Source organism: Rugamonas rubra, assembly GCF_900114705.1.
Taxonomy (GTDB): Bacteria; Pseudomonadota; Gammaproteobacteria; order Burkholderiales; family Burkholderiaceae_D; genus Rugamonas; species Rugamonas rubra.
The window spans coordinates 156,267-171,432 of record NZ_FOTW01000014.1 but is presented as its reverse complement, the minus strand read 5'-3'; the positions used below and the strand labels follow the sequence as shown (position 1 = coordinate 171,432).

The following is a 15,166-nucleotide window of genomic DNA, read 5'->3' as shown; positions in this document are numbered from 1 at the left end:
CGGTTTTTTTATCCGCTCGCCGTTTTCCACAGCGGCCGGGTATTGTTGAAGGAATCAGGAATGACAATGCCTGACAAGCGCGTCGCCGCGCTGTTCATCTCCGACCTGCATCTGCAAGCGTCGCACCCGCACACCACCGAGGCCTTCTTCCGCTTTCTGCAGCAGCAGGCGGTGCACGCCCGCGCGCTGTATCTGCTCGGCGACCTGTTCGAATACTGGGCCGGCGACGACGACGTCGACGAGCCCTACCACCAGGCCATCGTCGCCGCGCTGCGCCGCGTCGGCGCGGCCGGCGTCAAGCTGTATTGGATCGCCGGCAACCGCGACTTCCTGGTCGGCGCGCCCTTCGCCGCCGCCGCCGGACTGACGCTGCTGCCCGAGATCCACGTCGCCGAGATCGGCGGCCTGCGCGTCGCGCTGCTGCACGGCGACGCCCAGTGCACCGAGGACGTCAACTACATGGCCTTCCGCGCCCAGGTGCGCCAGCCGGCCTGGCAGGCGCAGTTCCTGGCCATGCCGCTGGCGCAGCGCAAGGCAATCATCGCCGGCATGCGCGAGAACAGCCGCAAGGACCAGGGCAACAAGAGCGACGAGATCATGGACGTGGCGCCGCAGGCGATCGCCGAGGTGTTCGCGCGGACCGGCACCGACGTCATGATCCACGGCCACACGCACCGCCCCGCGCTGCACCGGGTCGGCGCCACGCGCCGCTACGTGCTGCCGGACTGGGAGCCGGACGCCACGCCGCCGCGCGGCGGCTGGATCGCCATCGACGAGACGGGCGCGGTCAGCCGCCACGACCTGGACGGCGCCATCGTCGACTAGGCTGTCGGCCGCGCTCTCGGCTACGCGCCCCACCGCCCGCCCGGGCAGCAGGCACCCGGCCGGCGTGGCCCACCCCAGGCGGGCCGGATTGCAACAGCGGCGGCGCGGCGCCGTGACAAGGCCCCGTGCGCTGCCTATAATCGTCAGCAATAGCGGCCTGCTCCGCGTCCTGATCGCCTTTTGATGAGATACACCGCCGCTCTTGCCACCGCCTGCCTGCTGGGCGCCTCCTGCGCCGTGGCGGCACCGACGCTGACGGTGGCCTGGCGCGACAAGCCGCCCTACTACTACCTCGACCACGGGGTGGCAAAAGGCTTCATGCTGCAGCGCGCCAAGGAGGTCTTCGCGCTGGCCGGCGTGCCGGCGCGTTTCGTGCAGGAGCCGCAGAAGCGCATCTGGATCAACTTCGCACACGGCACGCCGAACTACTGCTCAATCGCTTGGTACCGCCTGCCCGAGCGCGAGGCGGTGGCGCAATTCAGCCAGCCCCTGATGACCGATCCGCCGCAAGGCGTGTTGATCGCGCCGCGGGCGCTGGCCCGGGTGCGGACCCACGCCACCCTGGCCAGCCTGCTGGCCGATCCGCAGTTGACGCTGGGCGTGGTCGACGGCGTCTCCTACGGTCCCGAGCTCGACGCGCTGATCGCCCGCAGCGCCAACCAGATCATGCGGCGCACCGTCACCACCGTCAACATGATGCGCATGATCGCCGCCGGCCGCGCCGACTACATGCTGGTCGACCGCGAGGATTGGAAGTACGCCAGCGCCCACGCGGCGGAGCTCAACGCGGCGGTGCGGCGCGACTACGCCGACGCGCCGCCAGGCCTGAAGCGCTACCTGGTGTGCAGCCGCGACGTGCCGGCCGAGGTGATGAACAAACTCAACCAGGCCATCGCCGCCACCGCCGAGCGGCACTAACCAGTCGCGGAGGCGGCGTCAGCCGCGGATCTGGCCGAACGCCGCGTCGAGGCGGCGCAGCAGCTCCTGGTTGATGTCGCGCGTGTGGCGGTTCCAGCGCTCGATGGTGGGCAGCAGCTCGGTGCGCAGCCGCGCGGCCAGCGTCTGCTCGCCATTGGCCACCGCCCAAATCACGCACTCGGCGCGCGCGGCGAAGCTGCCGAAGCGCGCCACGGCGAACTCGAATTCGGCCTTCGCCTCGGCCTGGCGGCCGGCGCCGGCCAGTGCCTGGGCCAGCAGCAGCGAGACCTGCTCGGCGCGGAAGTTGGCGTCGGCCTGGCGGATCTGCTGCAGGTGGGCCACCGCCGCGCCGCTGCGGGCGCAGGCGAAGTTGGCGCGCGCCGCGCCGAAGCGGATCTCCAGATCGCCGGCGAACGGCCCCTGCAGGCCCGCCTCGTAGGTATTGGCTGCCTCGGCGGCGTCGCCCGCCTGCAACTGGGCGGCGGCCAGGCGCATCTGGTTTTGCGCGGTCGGCGTGTAGTCGAAGGCGGCGCGCGCCTCGCGCAGCTCGCGGCTCGGGTCCAAGGTCTTGACGGCCACCTTGGCCACCTTGCGCGCGCCGTGCTGCCAGCCGGAGCCCGGCAGGTAGATGGCGAAGAAGTACACCACGCTGCCCAGCAGCGGGAAGGAGAACAGGATCAGCAGCCAAAACAGCTGCTGTCCGTTGCGGATCGCGTGGATGGCGAAAAACAGCGCCACCAGTACGTGCAATCCAATGCCGAAAATCGCCATGCCTACTCCAATAGTCTAGTCAATGAGGCCGATTGTAGAAGCTGCGCGACGGCGCGGCAAGCGCGCGGCCGCCATGGTAAGCGCGGCTTAAGATTCCGGCGCCGGCTCAGGGTGCCGGGGCCAAGGTGGCGACCAGCGCGCCGGGCTTGGTGGCGATGCCGGTCAATTCGAACTGCACGCCGGCGTAGCGCAGGTCCTCGGGGCGGAAACGGTGGATCGGCATGTCCTTGATGACCTTGTCGCTGAGCAGATTGGCGACGCTGGCCAGCTGGTTCTGCCGCCCCTCGTCCATGCCGTCGAAGGCGAAACGGTCGACATGCGCGTCGCTCAGGTAGATGGCGTTGTGCGCCCGGTCCACCTGCAACCGGCCGGAGATGGCCATGCTGCCGCGCCAGGACTGGCGGCCCAGCAGCGGCACCACGCTGGCGTCGAGTTCGAGGGCGACACGGTCGTTGGCATCGAGCACGCGCAGGCGCGGATGGCTCAGCTCCACCTCCAACACGGCCAGCACGCGCTGGCGCAGCGGGAAGCGCTTGTCCAGCCCCTGCTGCATGCGGTCGAGCGGCAGCTCGACCTGGCGCGGCCCGATCAAGGTCGAACAGCTGGCCAACAGCGTGCTGGCCGCCACGGCCATCGCGGCCAGGCCGAGGCGTCGGCGCCGCAGCGTGAAGTTGGCGATATCGTTCATGTGCTTCCTTGTTGGTTTTCCAGGCGCGGGAGAGCGCAGAGTTTACTCGATTTCCGCCGCGACGGCCCGGCACGTCCGGCCCACGCTGCCAAAAAAACACTTGATTTTGTCAACATCGGTGTTATAGTTCACTACAACACCACTTCGTTATATCACCAAGGGGGATACATGAATGTCCGAATCATCAACACAGCAGCCAGGGAGCAGCGACCATGACCATGGGCTGGAATGACAATGCGCCGATCTACCGCCAGCTCAAGGAGCGGGTGATCGGCATGATGCTCGACGGCTTGCTCAAGCCGGGCGACGCGCTACCGTCGGTGCGCCAGGTGGCGGCCGACTTCCAGCTCAACCCGATCACCGTATCGCGGGCCTACCAGGAGCTGGTCGACGAAAATTTAGTGGAAAAACGGAGGGGATTGGGTATGTATATGACTGACGGCGCCGGCGACAAGCTGCTGGCCACGGAACGCGAGCGCTTCCTGCGCGAGGAGTGGCCGGCCATGATAGAACGCATCCGCCGCCTCGGCCTGGACCTGCAACAGCTGCTGCAGGCGGCCCAGCCGGGCCAGCCGGGCCTGCCGACTGCGGGAGGTGCGGCATGAACGCCATCGTCTCCGCCAGCAATTTGAGCAAGCGCTACGGCAAGTCGCTGGCGCTCGACCAGACCAGCTTCGAGATCCAGCCCGGCCGCATCGTCGGGCTGATCGGCCCCAACGGCTCGGGCAAGACCACCACGCTGAAAGCCATGCTGGGCCTGACCCAGTTCGACGGCCAGATGAGCGTGCTGGGGCTGGACCCGCGCACCCAGCGCGACGAGTTGATGCGCGACGTCTGCTTCATCGCCGACGTCGCCATCCTGCCGCGCTGGCTGAAGGTCAAGGACGCGGTCGATTTCGTCGCCGGCGTGCACCCGCGCTTCGACCGGGAAAAAGCCGAGCGCTACATCGCCCACACCAAGCTGGCGCCGAACATGAAGGTCAAGGCCATGTCCAAGGGCATGGTGGTGCAGCTGCACCTGGCGCTGGTGATGGCCATCGACGCCCGCCTGCTGGTGCTCGACGAGCCGACGCTGGGCCTGGACATCCTGTACCGCAAGCAGTTCTACCAAAATCTGCTGGAGGACTATTTCGACGAGGGCAAGACCATCCTCATCACCACCCACCAGATCGAGGAGGTCGAGCACATCCTGACCGACCTGCTGTTCATCCGCGACGGCAAGATCACCCTGTCGGCCTCGATGGACGAGATCGGCGAGCGCTTCACCGAGGTGATGGTCGAGCCGCCCTACGCCGTCGCCGCCACCGCGCTGCAGCCGCTCAGCCAGCGCACCGTGTTCGGCAAGTCCGTGATGCTGTTCGACGGCGTGGCGCGCAGCCAGCTGGCCGTCTTCGGCGAAACCCGCACCCCCAGCGTCGCCGACCTGTTCGTCGCGACCATGAAAGGAAGCTACGCATGAAAACGATGACATGGTTGATCAAGCGCGAACTGTGGGAACACAAGGGCATGCTGTTGTGGGCGCCGGCCATCGTCGGCGGGCTGATCACCGCCTTCACCGCGCTGGTGCTGCTGTACGGCAGCAGCGGCAGCATCGACATCAACGGCGAGTCGATCACGCTGGGCATGATCGACGCCACGCCGGCGATGCGCGCCAAGATCCTCGACGTGCTGGCGCACGGCTACATCGCCACCGCCGCGCCGGTGCTGCTGATGCTCGGCTTCCTGGTGTTCTTCTACTGCCTCGGCGCGCTGTACGACGAGCGGCGCGACCGCAGCCTGCTGTTCTGGAAGTCGCTGCCGGTGTCGGACCGCACGACGGTGCTGTCCAAGCTGCTGCTGGCGCTCGGCGTGGCGCCGCTGGTGGTGACCGTGGTCGGCGCGCTGGCCGCGCTGGCGGTGCTGCTGATGATCTGCACGGCGGCCGCCTTCAAGGGACTCAACCTGTTCGGCCCGCTGCTGATGTCGCCGGCCTTCTATTTGGCGCCGCTGCAACTGCTGGCCCTGCTACCGGTGTACGCGCTGTGGGCGCTGCCGACGGTGGCCTGGCTGCTGCTGGTGTCGAGCTGGGCGCGCTCCAAGGTGTTCCTGTGGGCGGTCGGCGCGCCTTTGCTGGCGATGATGCTGGCCAAGTGGGCCAAGCACGCCTTCCACCTGGATTGGAACATCGACTGGTTGATCCAGCAGGTGGTCAGCCGCATGCTGTTGGGCGTGGCGCCGGGCTCCTGGCTGGCGGTCGAGCATGTCGACCCGGTCCTGCTGCTGGCCGCCGACGGCCACCGCGCCGACCTGGGCAACATCCTCGGCCAATCCTGGGGCACGCTGGCGCACGCCAACGTGTGGATCGGCGTCGCCGCCGGCGTGGCGATGATCGCCGGCGCCATCTGGCTGCGCCGCCGCCGCGAGGAGGGCTGATAGCGGCGGGCGTCCGGCCACCAGGCCGGCGCCCGCCCCACCCCTGCTGCACAATGTCACACCGTCCGCCACTTCTCGCAAGGCATAGCATGAGCGCACTCCCCGTCTTCCCCGCCCTCCTCGCCGCCGCGCTGCTGCTGCTGGCGGCCGCCAACGGCAGCGCGCAAACGCCGGCCGCCGCGCCGGCCACGCTGGATGCGCGCACGCCGCCCTTGCGTTGCGGCGCCGCGCCGCAGGGCGTCAACGAGGCCGTCAACGAGGCCGGCTACGTGGCCATCGGCGGCATCGCGCAATGGGTCACCATCAAGGGCGCCAGCTGCGCCAACCCGGTGATCCTGGTGGTCCACGGCGGCCCGGGCAATCCGCTCAGCCCCTACGCCGACGCCATCTACGGCGCCTGGCAGAAGGACTACACGCTGGTGCAGTGGGACCAGCGCGGCGCCGGCAAAACCTATGGGAAGAACCGGCCGGCCGAGGACCTGCCCTTGACGGCGGCGCAGCTGCGCGACGATGGCGTGGAGTTGGCCGCCTTCCTCACCGGCCACCTGGGCCAGCGCAAGCTGATCCTGATGGGCGGCTCCTGGGGTTCCTACCTGGCCGTGAGCATGGCCAAGGCCAGGCCCGAGCTGTTCCACGCCTATGTCGGCGCGGCGCAGCTGGTCAACTCGACGGAGAATATGCGCACCAGCCGGGAGGCCCTGCTGGCCCTGGCGCGCGGCGCCGGCGACAGCGCCAGCGTGGCCAAGCTGGAGGCGCTGGGCGCGCCGCCGTGGCGCGATCCGCGCAGCTTCGGCGTGCTGCGGCGCATCGACCGCAAGTACGAGGCACTGGCCACCGACCCGGCACCGGCGGCCTGGTGGAAGCGCGCCGACGACTATCTGACGGCGCAGCAGTTGATCGACGACGAGGCCGGCGAGGACTACTCCTACCTGCAATTCGTCGGCCGCAACGGCGACGGCATGTTCGCCCAGGTCGATCTGCCGGCGCTCGGCGCCGACTTCGCCCTGCCGGTCTTCATCGTCCACGGCGCCGAGGACTTGTTGACCACGCCGGGGGTGGCGAAGCGCTACTTCGACCGCATCCGCGCGCCGCAGAAGGAGTTCGTGCTGCTGCCGCGTGGCGGCCACGATCCCAACCAGGCCCTGCTCGACGCCCAGTGGAAGCTGCTCAACGAACGCGTCCGTCCGCTGCTCAAATGAGCGGCCGGCGGCGCCCACCAGGCGCCGTCGGCAGGATTACTTTTAAGCAAGTACCACTAGATCCATTACAATGGTGCATTATTCGCGGCCGGTAAACGGCGGCCGCCACCGCACCATTGAGCGCCACTATGTCCTTCCTCAAGAAACACCTGCTGCATCTCCTGTTCGACAAGTCCGGGAAAGTTCCCTTCGATCCGAGCAAGATCAAGAAAATGCTCATCCTGCGCAACGACCGCATCGGCGACATGATCGTCTCGACGCCCCTGCTGCGCGAGCTCAAGGCGGCCTACCCCGCGCTGCAGATCGACGTCGCCGCCAGCAGCGTCAACGAGGCGGTGATCCGCGCCTGCCCGCACGTGAGCAACATTCTGATCTGGGACTGGGGCAGCGGACTCGACACATTGAAGATCGTGCTCGGCATACGGCGCCAGCGCTACGACGTCATCTTCAGCACCACCAACGCCTTCTCGATTCCCTGGCTGACCCGGCTCAAGCTGCTCGGCGCCAAGCACCTGATCGGCTTCAACATCAACAAGTACGGCACCGGCACGCAGCAGCTCGGCATGTACGACTACACGGTCGACTGCAACCGCGACCGCCACATCCTGGAGAGCTATTTTTCCGCGCTGAAGAATTTCGACCTGAAGGAGGTCAACCCGCGCTACGAGCTGTTCGGCGTCGAGCAACTGCCGGCCGGGCCGCGCGACTTCATCGCCGAGCTGAAGCGGCGCCACAAGGGCATCGTCTGCTTCAACTACCAGGGCAGCATGGCCAACCGCACCATCGCCAGCGAGGACGCGGTGGCGCTATGCCGCGCGCTGGCCGACAAATACCGCGACCACGCGCTGCTGGTGATCCATCCGCCGGGCGACCGGGCGCGCGCCGAGGGCATCGTCGCCGCCGTGCAGCGCGACAACGTCCAACTGTCCTTCGCCACGTCCAGCATCCTCGAGCTGGCGGCGCTGATCGAACAGTGCGAGCTGGTCATTTCGCCGGACACGGCGGTGATCCACCTGGCCTCGGCCTACAACAAGAAGGTGCTGGGGTTCTACATCAACACCGACAACCACCGTTGGTTCTATCCGATGTGCGACCACTTCCGCATCGTGCTGTCGCAGACCGAGCACATCGGCGCCATCGACCAGCAGGCCAGCCTGCACGCCTTCGACGAGCTGATGGCCTGCTAGTGCTGCGTCCTACAGCGCCAGCAAGTCCTATGTGCTGCTGTTCGGCGCGGCCCTGCACGAGGGGTTGAAGGGGCGCGGCATGACGCCCACCGCGCACTCGCCCGACATCGCCGCGACGCGGCGCAAAGTCGCGTATCATCTGGTAAAAAACCAAGGAGGCCGCATGCCCGTCACCCTGCTGCTGGCCGGCGCCACCGGCGCCGTCGGCGCCCATGTGCTGCGCCTGGCGCTGGCCGATCCGCGCGTGGGCCGCGTCGCCGCGCCGACGCGCAGGCCGCTGGCGCCGCATCCCCGGCTGGACAACCCGGTGCTGGACTTCGTCGACCTACCGGAGCGGGCCGGCTGGTTCGCCGCCGACGCCGTCATCTGCGCGCTGGGCACGACGATACGCGCGGCCGGCTCGCAGGCGGCCTTCGCGGCGGTCGACCGCGAGCTGCCGGTCGCGCTGGCGCGCCGTGCACGCGCGGCGGGCGCGCGCGCGTTCGCCCTCAACTCCTCGCTGGGCGCCAGCCAAAGGGGCAATTTCTACCAGCGCACCAAGGCCGAGGCCGAGGATGGCGTGCGCGCGGTCGGCTTCGAGCGCTACGTCATCGTGCGGCCGGCGCTGATTGACACCGTCCGCGCCACCATGCGGCCGGCCGAGGCCGCCGGCATACTGCTGGCCCGGTTGGCCGGCCGCCTGCTGCCGGCGCGCTACCGTCCGGTGCCGGCCGAGGCGATCGCGCGCTGCCTGCTCGAGCGCGTCCTCGCCCCAGAGGCCGGTGAACTCATTGTGGAATCCGAAGCCATCCACCAATAGGGAAGCGCCTGGGACGTCCCGTCCTGACCAAGCAACACCGCGCGCAGCACCGGCGCGTGCTGCGCGACGCCCTCCACCGGCAGACCTGAGCACGTTGACTTCGGCGCGGCCCTGCGCTACTGTGGAGCAAATGGGGTCGAGCCGATATGTTCAAACACCTGCTGGTTTGTGGCCTGCTGCTGTGCCCCCTCGGCGCCGTTCGCGCCGGCCCAGCGGAGTGCGGCGACATCGCGCTGGCCTATTACGAACTGGGCGCCTTGTACTACCGTGGGCCGGACGGGCATTGGACCGGCATCGACAAAGACGTGGTCGACGAACTGGCCAGGCGCACCGGCTGTCGCTTCCAGACCACGCTCGAGTCGCGCGTGCGCATCTGGAGCCAGCTGGCCAGCGGCAAGCTCGACATGTCCGTGTCCGGCATCGCCACGCCGGAGCGGGAGAAATTCGCCCAGTTCATCCCCTATTTCAAGACGCGCAACTATCTGCTGCTGGAGGGAACCCTGCCGCCCGAGGCCGCCACGCCGGAGGGCTTCCTGGCACAGGCCTCGTACAAGGTCGCGGTGGTGAAGAGTTTCAGACACGGCGGCGATTACGACATCTGGATCGACAAGTTGCGCGCGCAAGGCCGGGTCCACGAGGCGGCCGATTTCCGCGCGGTGGTGCGGCTGCTGAAAATCGGCCGGGTGCAGGCCATTCTGGCCTTGCCCACCAGCTGGGTGCCGATGTTGCGGCAAGAGGCGCTCAGCGACAAGGTGCGCGTGCTGGACTGGTCGCCCCGGAACAGCGTGCCGCACGGCTTGGTCCTCGCGCGCGCGCGCATCCCCGAGCCTATCGCCGGCCGACTGGTCAAGGCGATCCAGGCGATGCATGACGACGGCACCTTGCTGGCGATATTCAGGCGCCATATCGGCGCCGAACTGGCCAGCGAATTGCTAATCGACTGAGTGGCGGTGTTGTCGGAGCCGTCCGCCGCGACAAAACGCCCCGCCGGCGCCGGGCTATTGCGCGACGTGCCGCCGTGGCAGGCGGCGCGCGCGGCCGGCTTACTCGAACTGCTGGCGGAACGCCTGCAACTGCTCGCGCAGCTCGTCGACGTCGCGGCGCAGCAGCGCCACCTCGTGCTCCAGCTGGCCGACGCGGCCGCCGTGCTGCGGCGCCGACACCGAACCGGCGAAGCCGGCCGCCGTCTCCTCGCGCGCCAGGGCCTCCTCGCCACCGAGCAGCTGGCCGTAGCGCGGCTCCTTGGTGCCGGGCGCCAGGGCCAGGCGGGCCACCAGCGGCGGGTATTTGTCGATCAAGAATTGCAGGCCCAGTTCGACGTCGGCCACCGTCTTGAACTCGTGCAGGCGGCCGGTGCGGGTGCGGATCTCGCCGGCGGTCTGCAGGCCGCGCAGCATCAGCGTGCTGAGGATGGCCAGCTTGTCCTGCTCGAGCGACCACTTGATGCGCATGCGGTGCTCATACTTGGTGACGCGGGCGCCGGCCTGGGTGATGCCGTTGACGTATTTGCGCTGCATCAGCCGCTGCAGCACCTCGGCCACGGTGTCCTCCGACAGCGACATCACCGGGTCGCGGCTCGACAGCTGGTTGCAGCCGTTGGTGATGGCGTTGAGCGACAGCGGATAGTTGTCCGGCGTGGTCGCCTCCTTCTCGGCCAGCACGGCGAGCACGCGGATTTCAAACGGGTCCAGTACCGCTGTGCCCTCGGGCGACGATTCCATGTTCATACGCAGATCCTTAGTCGACTAGCTTGTTGAGTTGTACGGAATCAAATTTATCACATTCGGCAGTGCCTTGGCAGCTCAGGCCGGCGGCCCGCATCGCCGCCAGCATGCGCTCGATCTGCCGCTCCTGCGTGGCGGCGTGGTCGATCAGGCCGCGCAGCGCCTTCGACAGCGGGTCGTCGCCGTTCGGCGTGACGCCGTAGGCGGCGAACAGCTGGGCGCCGGTGCCGGCGTCCTTCTGCACCACGTGGGCCGGGTTGCCGACCGCCGTGGCGCCGGCCGGGACCGGCTTGAGCAGCACGGCGTTGGAGCCGACCTTGGCGAACTCGCCGACGGTGAAGCTGCCCAGCACCTGGGCACCGGCGCCGACGATGACGCCGCGCTCCAAGGTCGGGTGGCGCTTGGCGCCGGTGTGCAGCGAGGTGCCGCCCAGGGTCACGCCCTGGTAGATGGTGCAGTCGTCGCCGACCACGGCGGTCTCGCCGATGACCACGCCGAAGCCGTGGTCGATGAAGACGCGGCGGCCGATGCTGGCGCCGGGGTGGATCTCGATGCCGGTGACGATGCGCGCCAGGTAGCTGATGAAGCGGCCGCCCCACTTCAGGCCGTGTTGCCAGCACCAATGCGCCCAGCGGTGCATGACGATGGCCTGCAGGCCGGGGTAGCAGGTCAGCACTTCCCAGGCGTTGCGGGCGGCGGGATCGCGTTCGATGATGCTCTGAATGTCTTGGCGCAGGTGGTGGAACATGGCTTGCACTGGTGGGGCGGCCGATGGCTGATGGTAGCGCATCCGGTCGGGGTTTGCTGGGAGGGGGAGCCGCTGGCCTTGCACCTGTTACCCCGATGCCAAACCGGGGTCAGACCCCGAGGGGTCTGACCCCAGCTTCACGCCTCGGGGTGGATTCAAGTCAGCGGCTTGCCGGCCGGGAAGCGGCGCGGCGGGAACTAGCTTAGCCTTCTTTGGCCATGCGCTGGCGGCGCGCCTCGTACAGGCAAACGCCGGAGGCGACCGAGACGTTCAGGCTCTCGACCGAACCGAACATCGGGATGCTGACCAGCATGTCGCAGGTCTCGCGGGTCAGGCGGCGCATGCCCTCGCCTTCCGAACCCATGACCAGCGCGGTCGGGCCGGTGAAGTCGGCTTCGTACAGGCCCTTGTCGCCGTCGTCGGAGGTGCCGATCAGCCAGATGTCGCGGTCCTTCAAGTCGCGCAGGGTGCGCGCCAGGTTGGTCACCGTGATGTAGGGCACCGTTTCGGCGGCGCCGCTGGCGACCTTGGCGGCGGTGGCGTTGAGGCCGACCGCGCGGTCCTTCGGCACGATCACGGCGTGGGCGCCGACACCGTCGGCGACGCGCAGGCAGGCGCCCAGGTTGTGCGGATCGGTGATGCCGTCGAGCACCAGCAGCAGCGGCGGGCCGTCGATGGCGTCGAGCAGCTCGTCGAGGTTGCGCGCCAGCGCCAGTTCGGAGGCGAAGGCGATCACGCCCTGGTGGCGGCGGGTGCCGACGATCTTGTCCAGACGGGACGAGTCGACCGGCATGACGCGCACGCCCAGGCTCTTGGCGTTGGCCACCAGGTCCTGCATGCGGCGGTCGCTACGGGTCGCATCGATGAAAATCTCTTCCACCGACGAGGCCTCGTGACGCAAACGCGAAGTCACCGCATGGAAACCAAAAATCATTTTATTCTTCATTTATCGCTTCTTCTTACCAGATTTTGAGGCAGGCTTGGCTGCTCGGGGTGCTACCGCGGCACCCGCCGCGGCATTCGACTTGCGGCCGCCTGCGGCCTTGGCCTTGGCCGCTGGCGCGGCTTGGGCCTGGGCCTGCGGCTCGCTGGTCTTGATTTCGTGGCGCGACTGCGTCTTCGGACCGGGCTTGACATTGGTCCGGCCGCCGCCGTTGTGGTTGCGGCCGCGACCGCCGGAGACCGGCTCGTCGACTTCGGCGCCGCCCTTGCCGCGCGGACCCTTCGGTGCCGCCACCGGCACGCCGGCCAGGCGCAGGTCGATCTTGCGCATTTCCAGGTCGACACGGGTGACCTGGACGGTGACCTTGTCGGTCAGCTGGTAGCGCTGGCCGGTGCGCTCGCCGCGCAGTTCGTGGCGGGCGTCGTCGTACTGGAAGTAGTCGGCGCCCAGGTCGGTGACGTGCACCAGGCCCTCGACAAACAGACTATCCAACTGCACGAAGATGCCGAAGGTGGTCACGCCGGTGATGATGCCGGTGAACTCCTCGCCCAGCTTGTCCTGCATGAAGTAGCACTTGAGCCAGGCTTCGACGTCGCGCGAGGCCTCGTCGGCGCGCCGCTCGTTGGCCGAGCAGTGCACGCCGAGGGCGTCCCAGATGGTCATGTCGGCCGACTTCTTCTCTTTGCCGTCGGCCTTGTCCTTGGCCTGCTGCTTGCGCGTGGCGTTCGAGACGTTGGTGTTGAGCACGCTCGTGGCCAGCACCTTGGGCTCGTACTTCTTGCCCAGCAGGATGGCCTTGATGGCGCGGTGGGTCAGCAGGTCGGGATAGCGGCGGATCGGGCTGGTGAAGTGGGCATACGCCTCGTAGGCCAGGCCGAAGTGGCCGATGTTGTCCGGGCTGTAGACGGCTTGCTGCATCGAGCGCAGCAGCATGGTTTGCAGCAGGCCGGCGTCCGGGCGCTCCTTGACCTTCTTCATCAGCTCGGCGTAGTCGCCCGCCGTCGGCTTGTCGCCGCCGTTCAGGTTCAGGCCGACCTGCTTGAGGAAGGTGCGCACCTGGGTCAGCTTTTCCTTGGTCGGGCTGGCGTGGATGCGGTAGGTGCCGGGATGCTTGTTGCGGATCAACAGGTCGGCGGCGCAGACGTTGGCCGTCAGCATGCATTCCTCGATCAGGCGGTGGGCGTCGTTGCGCGTGCGCGGGATGATCTTCTCGATCTTGCCCGACGGGTTGCAGACGATGTAGGTCTCGGTGGTCTCGAAGTCGATGGCGCCGCGTTCGGTGCGCGCCTTCAACAGGGCCTGGTAGACGTCGTACAGGTTCTGCAGGTGCGGCACGATGGCCGAGCGGCGCTTGGCCTCCGGTCCCTTGGTGTTGCCGAGGATGTCGGCCACTTCGGTGTAGGTCAGGCGCGCCGCCGAGTGGATCACGGCCGGGTAGAACTGGTAGGCCTTGATCTCGCCCTTGGCGGTGATGACGGCGTCGCACACCAGGGTCATGCGGTCGACCGCCGGGTTCAGCGAGCACAGGCCGTTGGACAGCTTTTCCGGCAGCATCGGGATGACCCGGCGCGGGAAGTAGACCGAGGTGCTGCGCTCGAGCGCGTCGGTGTCGAGCGCGTCGTTCGGTTTGACGTAGTGGCTGACGTCGGCGATGGCGACGATCAGACGGAAGGCGTTGCTGCGGCCGATCTTGACCGGCTCGCAGTAGACCGCGTCGTCGAAGTCGCGCGCGTCCTCGCCGTCGATGGTGACCATCGGCACGTCGCGCAGGTCGACCCGCTCGCCCAGGTCGGACTCGCGCACCACGTCGGGCAGCTTGGCGGCCTGCTTGAGGGCGGCGTCGGAGAAAATGTGCGGCACGTTGAACTTGCGCACGGCGATCTCGATCTCCATGCCGGGGTCGTCAAGCGAACCCAGCACTTCGGAGATCTTGCCGACCGGCTGCTTGAAGCGCATCGGCTGCTCGGTCAGTTCGACGCTGACGATCTGGCCCGACTTGGCCTTGCCGACACCGCCGCTGATCAGGATGTCCTGGGCGATGCGCTTGTCTTCCGGCGCCACGACCCAGACCCCGTTCTCGTTGAGCAGACGGCCGATGATGTGGGTGTTGGCGCGGCTGACCACCTCGACGATGGTGCCTTCCGGACGGCCGCGGCGGTCGACGCCGACCACCTTGGCCAGCACGCGGTCGCCATGCAGCACTTTCTGCATCTCTTTTTCCGGCAGGAACAGGTCGTCGCCCGGCTCGTCGGGAATGACGAAGCCGAAGCCGTCGCGGTGGCTGCTGACGCGGCCGGCCACGAAACCGGTCTGCTCGGCCAGCACGAAGTGCCCCGTGTCATCCGATTTCAGCTGGCCGTCGCGTTCCATCGCGTTGAGCCGGCGCGACAGCACAGTCTGCGCTTCGGTGCCTACTTTGAGGGACTTGGCGAGGGCGCGCAAGTCGAGCGGCGCCTTGGCGCTGCGGAAGATACCGAGAATTTCCTCCCGGCTGGGAATGGTGTGGGTAGATTGGTTCAAAAGTATTTCTATAGTTATTATTGACAGTGATCAAATGGAAGTTCCGGCCTGAAAACTGCCACCGTCAATATATTGACACGGTGATAGGCCGTAGTGTACTTGGATTCGGGGCTCTTTACCTAACGCGGCGCGTCGCTCGACGGGGTTTTGAAAAATTAATGCAAAACGGCTTTGACAACGTCGGCGATTCCTCTATAATTCTGGTCTCTCGCAGCGACAACGTTGAAAAACAGCGTCAACACGGGAAGCGTAAGACAGGGTTGATGTGCAGTAAGGAGCGAAAGCTCATCTGGCGCAAAACTCTCCAAAACGCTATAATAGCAGAAGTTGTTGAGCAGCATCAGTGCCCACGTGGCGGAATTGGTAGACGCGCATGGTTCAGGTCCATGTGCCGCAAGGTGTGGGGGTTCGAGTCCCTCCGTGGGCACCACT

General features: G+C 67.5%; 15 protein-coding genes and 1 tRNA gene. 10 read left to right on the top strand and 6 right to left on the bottom strand.

What is annotated here, in order from left to right; all coding sequences use genetic code 11:
• Positions 1 to 66 precede the first annotated feature (66 nt).
• Positions 67 to 825 (top strand): UDP-2,3-diacylglucosamine diphosphatase, encoded by a 759-nt coding sequence (locus BM252_RS15920; RefSeq protein WP_093388650.1) that lies wholly within the window; start codon positions 67 to 69, stop codon positions 823 to 825.
• A 183-nt stretch (positions 826 to 1,008) separates the two neighbouring features.
• A complete protein-coding gene (locus BM252_RS15915) occupies positions 1,009 to 1,743 on the top strand; it encodes a substrate-binding periplasmic protein (protein WP_093388649.1) in 735 nt (244 codons plus the stop codon).
• An 18-nt stretch (positions 1,744 to 1,761) separates the two neighbouring features.
• On the opposite strand, the gene BM252_RS15910 is transcribed toward BM252_RS15915, so the two are convergent.
• Both BM252_RS15910 and BM252_RS15905 read right to left on the bottom strand, forming a co-directional pair.
• Entirely contained in the window at positions 1,762 to 2,514 is a 753-nt protein-coding gene (locus BM252_RS15910; protein ID WP_093388648.1) for a hypothetical protein, read from the bottom strand.
• 106 nt (positions 2,515 to 2,620) lie between these two features.
• Entirely contained in the window at positions 2,621 to 3,202 is a 582-nt protein-coding gene (locus BM252_RS15905; RefSeq protein ID WP_245774282.1) for a DUF1439 domain-containing protein, read from the bottom strand.
• 212 nt (positions 3,203 to 3,414) lie between these two features.
• On the opposite strand from BM252_RS15905, the gene BM252_RS15900 reads away from it, so the two are divergent.
• The 7 genes from BM252_RS15900 (at position 3,415) to BM252_RS15870 (ending at position 9,743) form a co-directional block, all read left to right on the top strand.
• On the top strand, positions 3,415 to 3,807 hold the full coding sequence (locus tag BM252_RS15900; protein WP_093388647.1) for a GntR family transcriptional regulator: 393 nt from the start codon (positions 3,415 to 3,417) through the stop codon (positions 3,805 to 3,807).
• Positions 3,804 to 4,661, top strand: a complete 858-nt coding sequence (locus tag BM252_RS15895; RefSeq protein WP_093388646.1) for an ABC transporter ATP-binding protein — start codon at positions 3,804 to 3,806, stop codon at positions 4,659 to 4,661. Before BM252_RS15900 ends, BM252_RS15895 begins: the two co-directional genes overlap by 4 nt.
• On the top strand, positions 4,658 to 5,614 hold the full coding sequence (locus tag BM252_RS15890) for a hypothetical protein (protein WP_093388645.1): 957 nt from the start codon (positions 4,658 to 4,660) through the stop codon (positions 5,612 to 5,614). Before BM252_RS15895 ends, BM252_RS15890 begins: the two co-directional genes overlap by 4 nt.
• An 89-nt stretch (positions 5,615 to 5,703) precedes the next feature.
• Positions 5,704 to 6,813, top strand: coding sequence for an alpha/beta fold hydrolase (locus tag BM252_RS15885; RefSeq protein WP_093388644.1), 1,110 nt, complete (start codon positions 5,704 to 5,706; stop codon positions 6,811 to 6,813).
• Positions 6,814 to 6,941: 128 nt separating this feature from the next.
• Complete coding sequence (locus tag BM252_RS15880) at positions 6,942 to 8,000, top strand: glycosyltransferase family 9 protein (RefSeq protein WP_093388643.1); 1,059 nt, start codon at positions 6,942 to 6,944, stop codon at positions 7,998 to 8,000.
• A 163-nt stretch (positions 8,001 to 8,163) separates the two neighbouring features.
• The gene (locus tag BM252_RS15875) at positions 8,164 to 8,799 is read left to right on the top strand and encodes an NAD(P)H-binding protein (RefSeq protein WP_093388689.1); all 636 of its coding nucleotides are present in this window, start codon (positions 8,164 to 8,166) and stop codon (positions 8,797 to 8,799) included.
• Positions 8,800 to 8,945: 146 nt separating this feature from the next.
• Positions 8,946 to 9,743, top strand: coding sequence for a substrate-binding periplasmic protein (locus tag BM252_RS15870; protein WP_093388642.1), 798 nt, complete (start codon positions 8,946 to 8,948; stop codon positions 9,741 to 9,743).
• Positions 9,744 to 9,842: 99 nt separating this feature from the next.
• Here BM252_RS15870 and BM252_RS15865 read toward each other — a convergent pair whose 3' ends face one another.
• The 4 genes from BM252_RS15865 to rnr form a co-directional block, all read right to left on the bottom strand.
• On the bottom strand, positions 9,843 to 10,520 hold the full coding sequence (locus BM252_RS15865) for a YceH family protein (RefSeq protein WP_093388688.1): 678 nt from the start codon (positions 10,518 to 10,520) through the stop codon (positions 9,843 to 9,845).
• Between the two features lie 16 nt (positions 10,521 to 10,536).
• A complete protein-coding gene (gene cysE, locus BM252_RS15860; protein ID WP_093388641.1) occupies positions 10,537 to 11,271 on the bottom strand; it encodes a serine O-acetyltransferase in 735 nt (244 codons plus the stop codon).
• A 202-nt stretch (positions 11,272 to 11,473) separates the two neighbouring features.
• Positions 11,474 to 12,217, bottom strand: a complete 744-nt coding sequence (rlmB, locus tag BM252_RS15855; protein WP_093388640.1) for a 23S rRNA (guanosine(2251)-2'-O)-methyltransferase RlmB — start codon at positions 12,215 to 12,217, stop codon at positions 11,474 to 11,476.
• Positions 12,218 to 14,734: a ribonuclease R gene (gene rnr, locus BM252_RS15850; protein ID WP_093388639.1), complete on the bottom strand. Its 2,517-nt coding sequence runs from the start codon at positions 14,732 to 14,734 to the stop codon at positions 12,218 to 12,220. It lies immediately after the preceding gene.
• A gap of 345 nt (positions 14,735 to 15,079) precedes the next feature.
• On the opposite strand from rnr, the gene BM252_RS15845 reads away from it, so the two are divergent.
• Positions 15,080 to 15,164, top strand: a tRNA-Leu gene (locus tag BM252_RS15845).
• Positions 15,165 to 15,166: the final 2 nt, after the last annotated feature.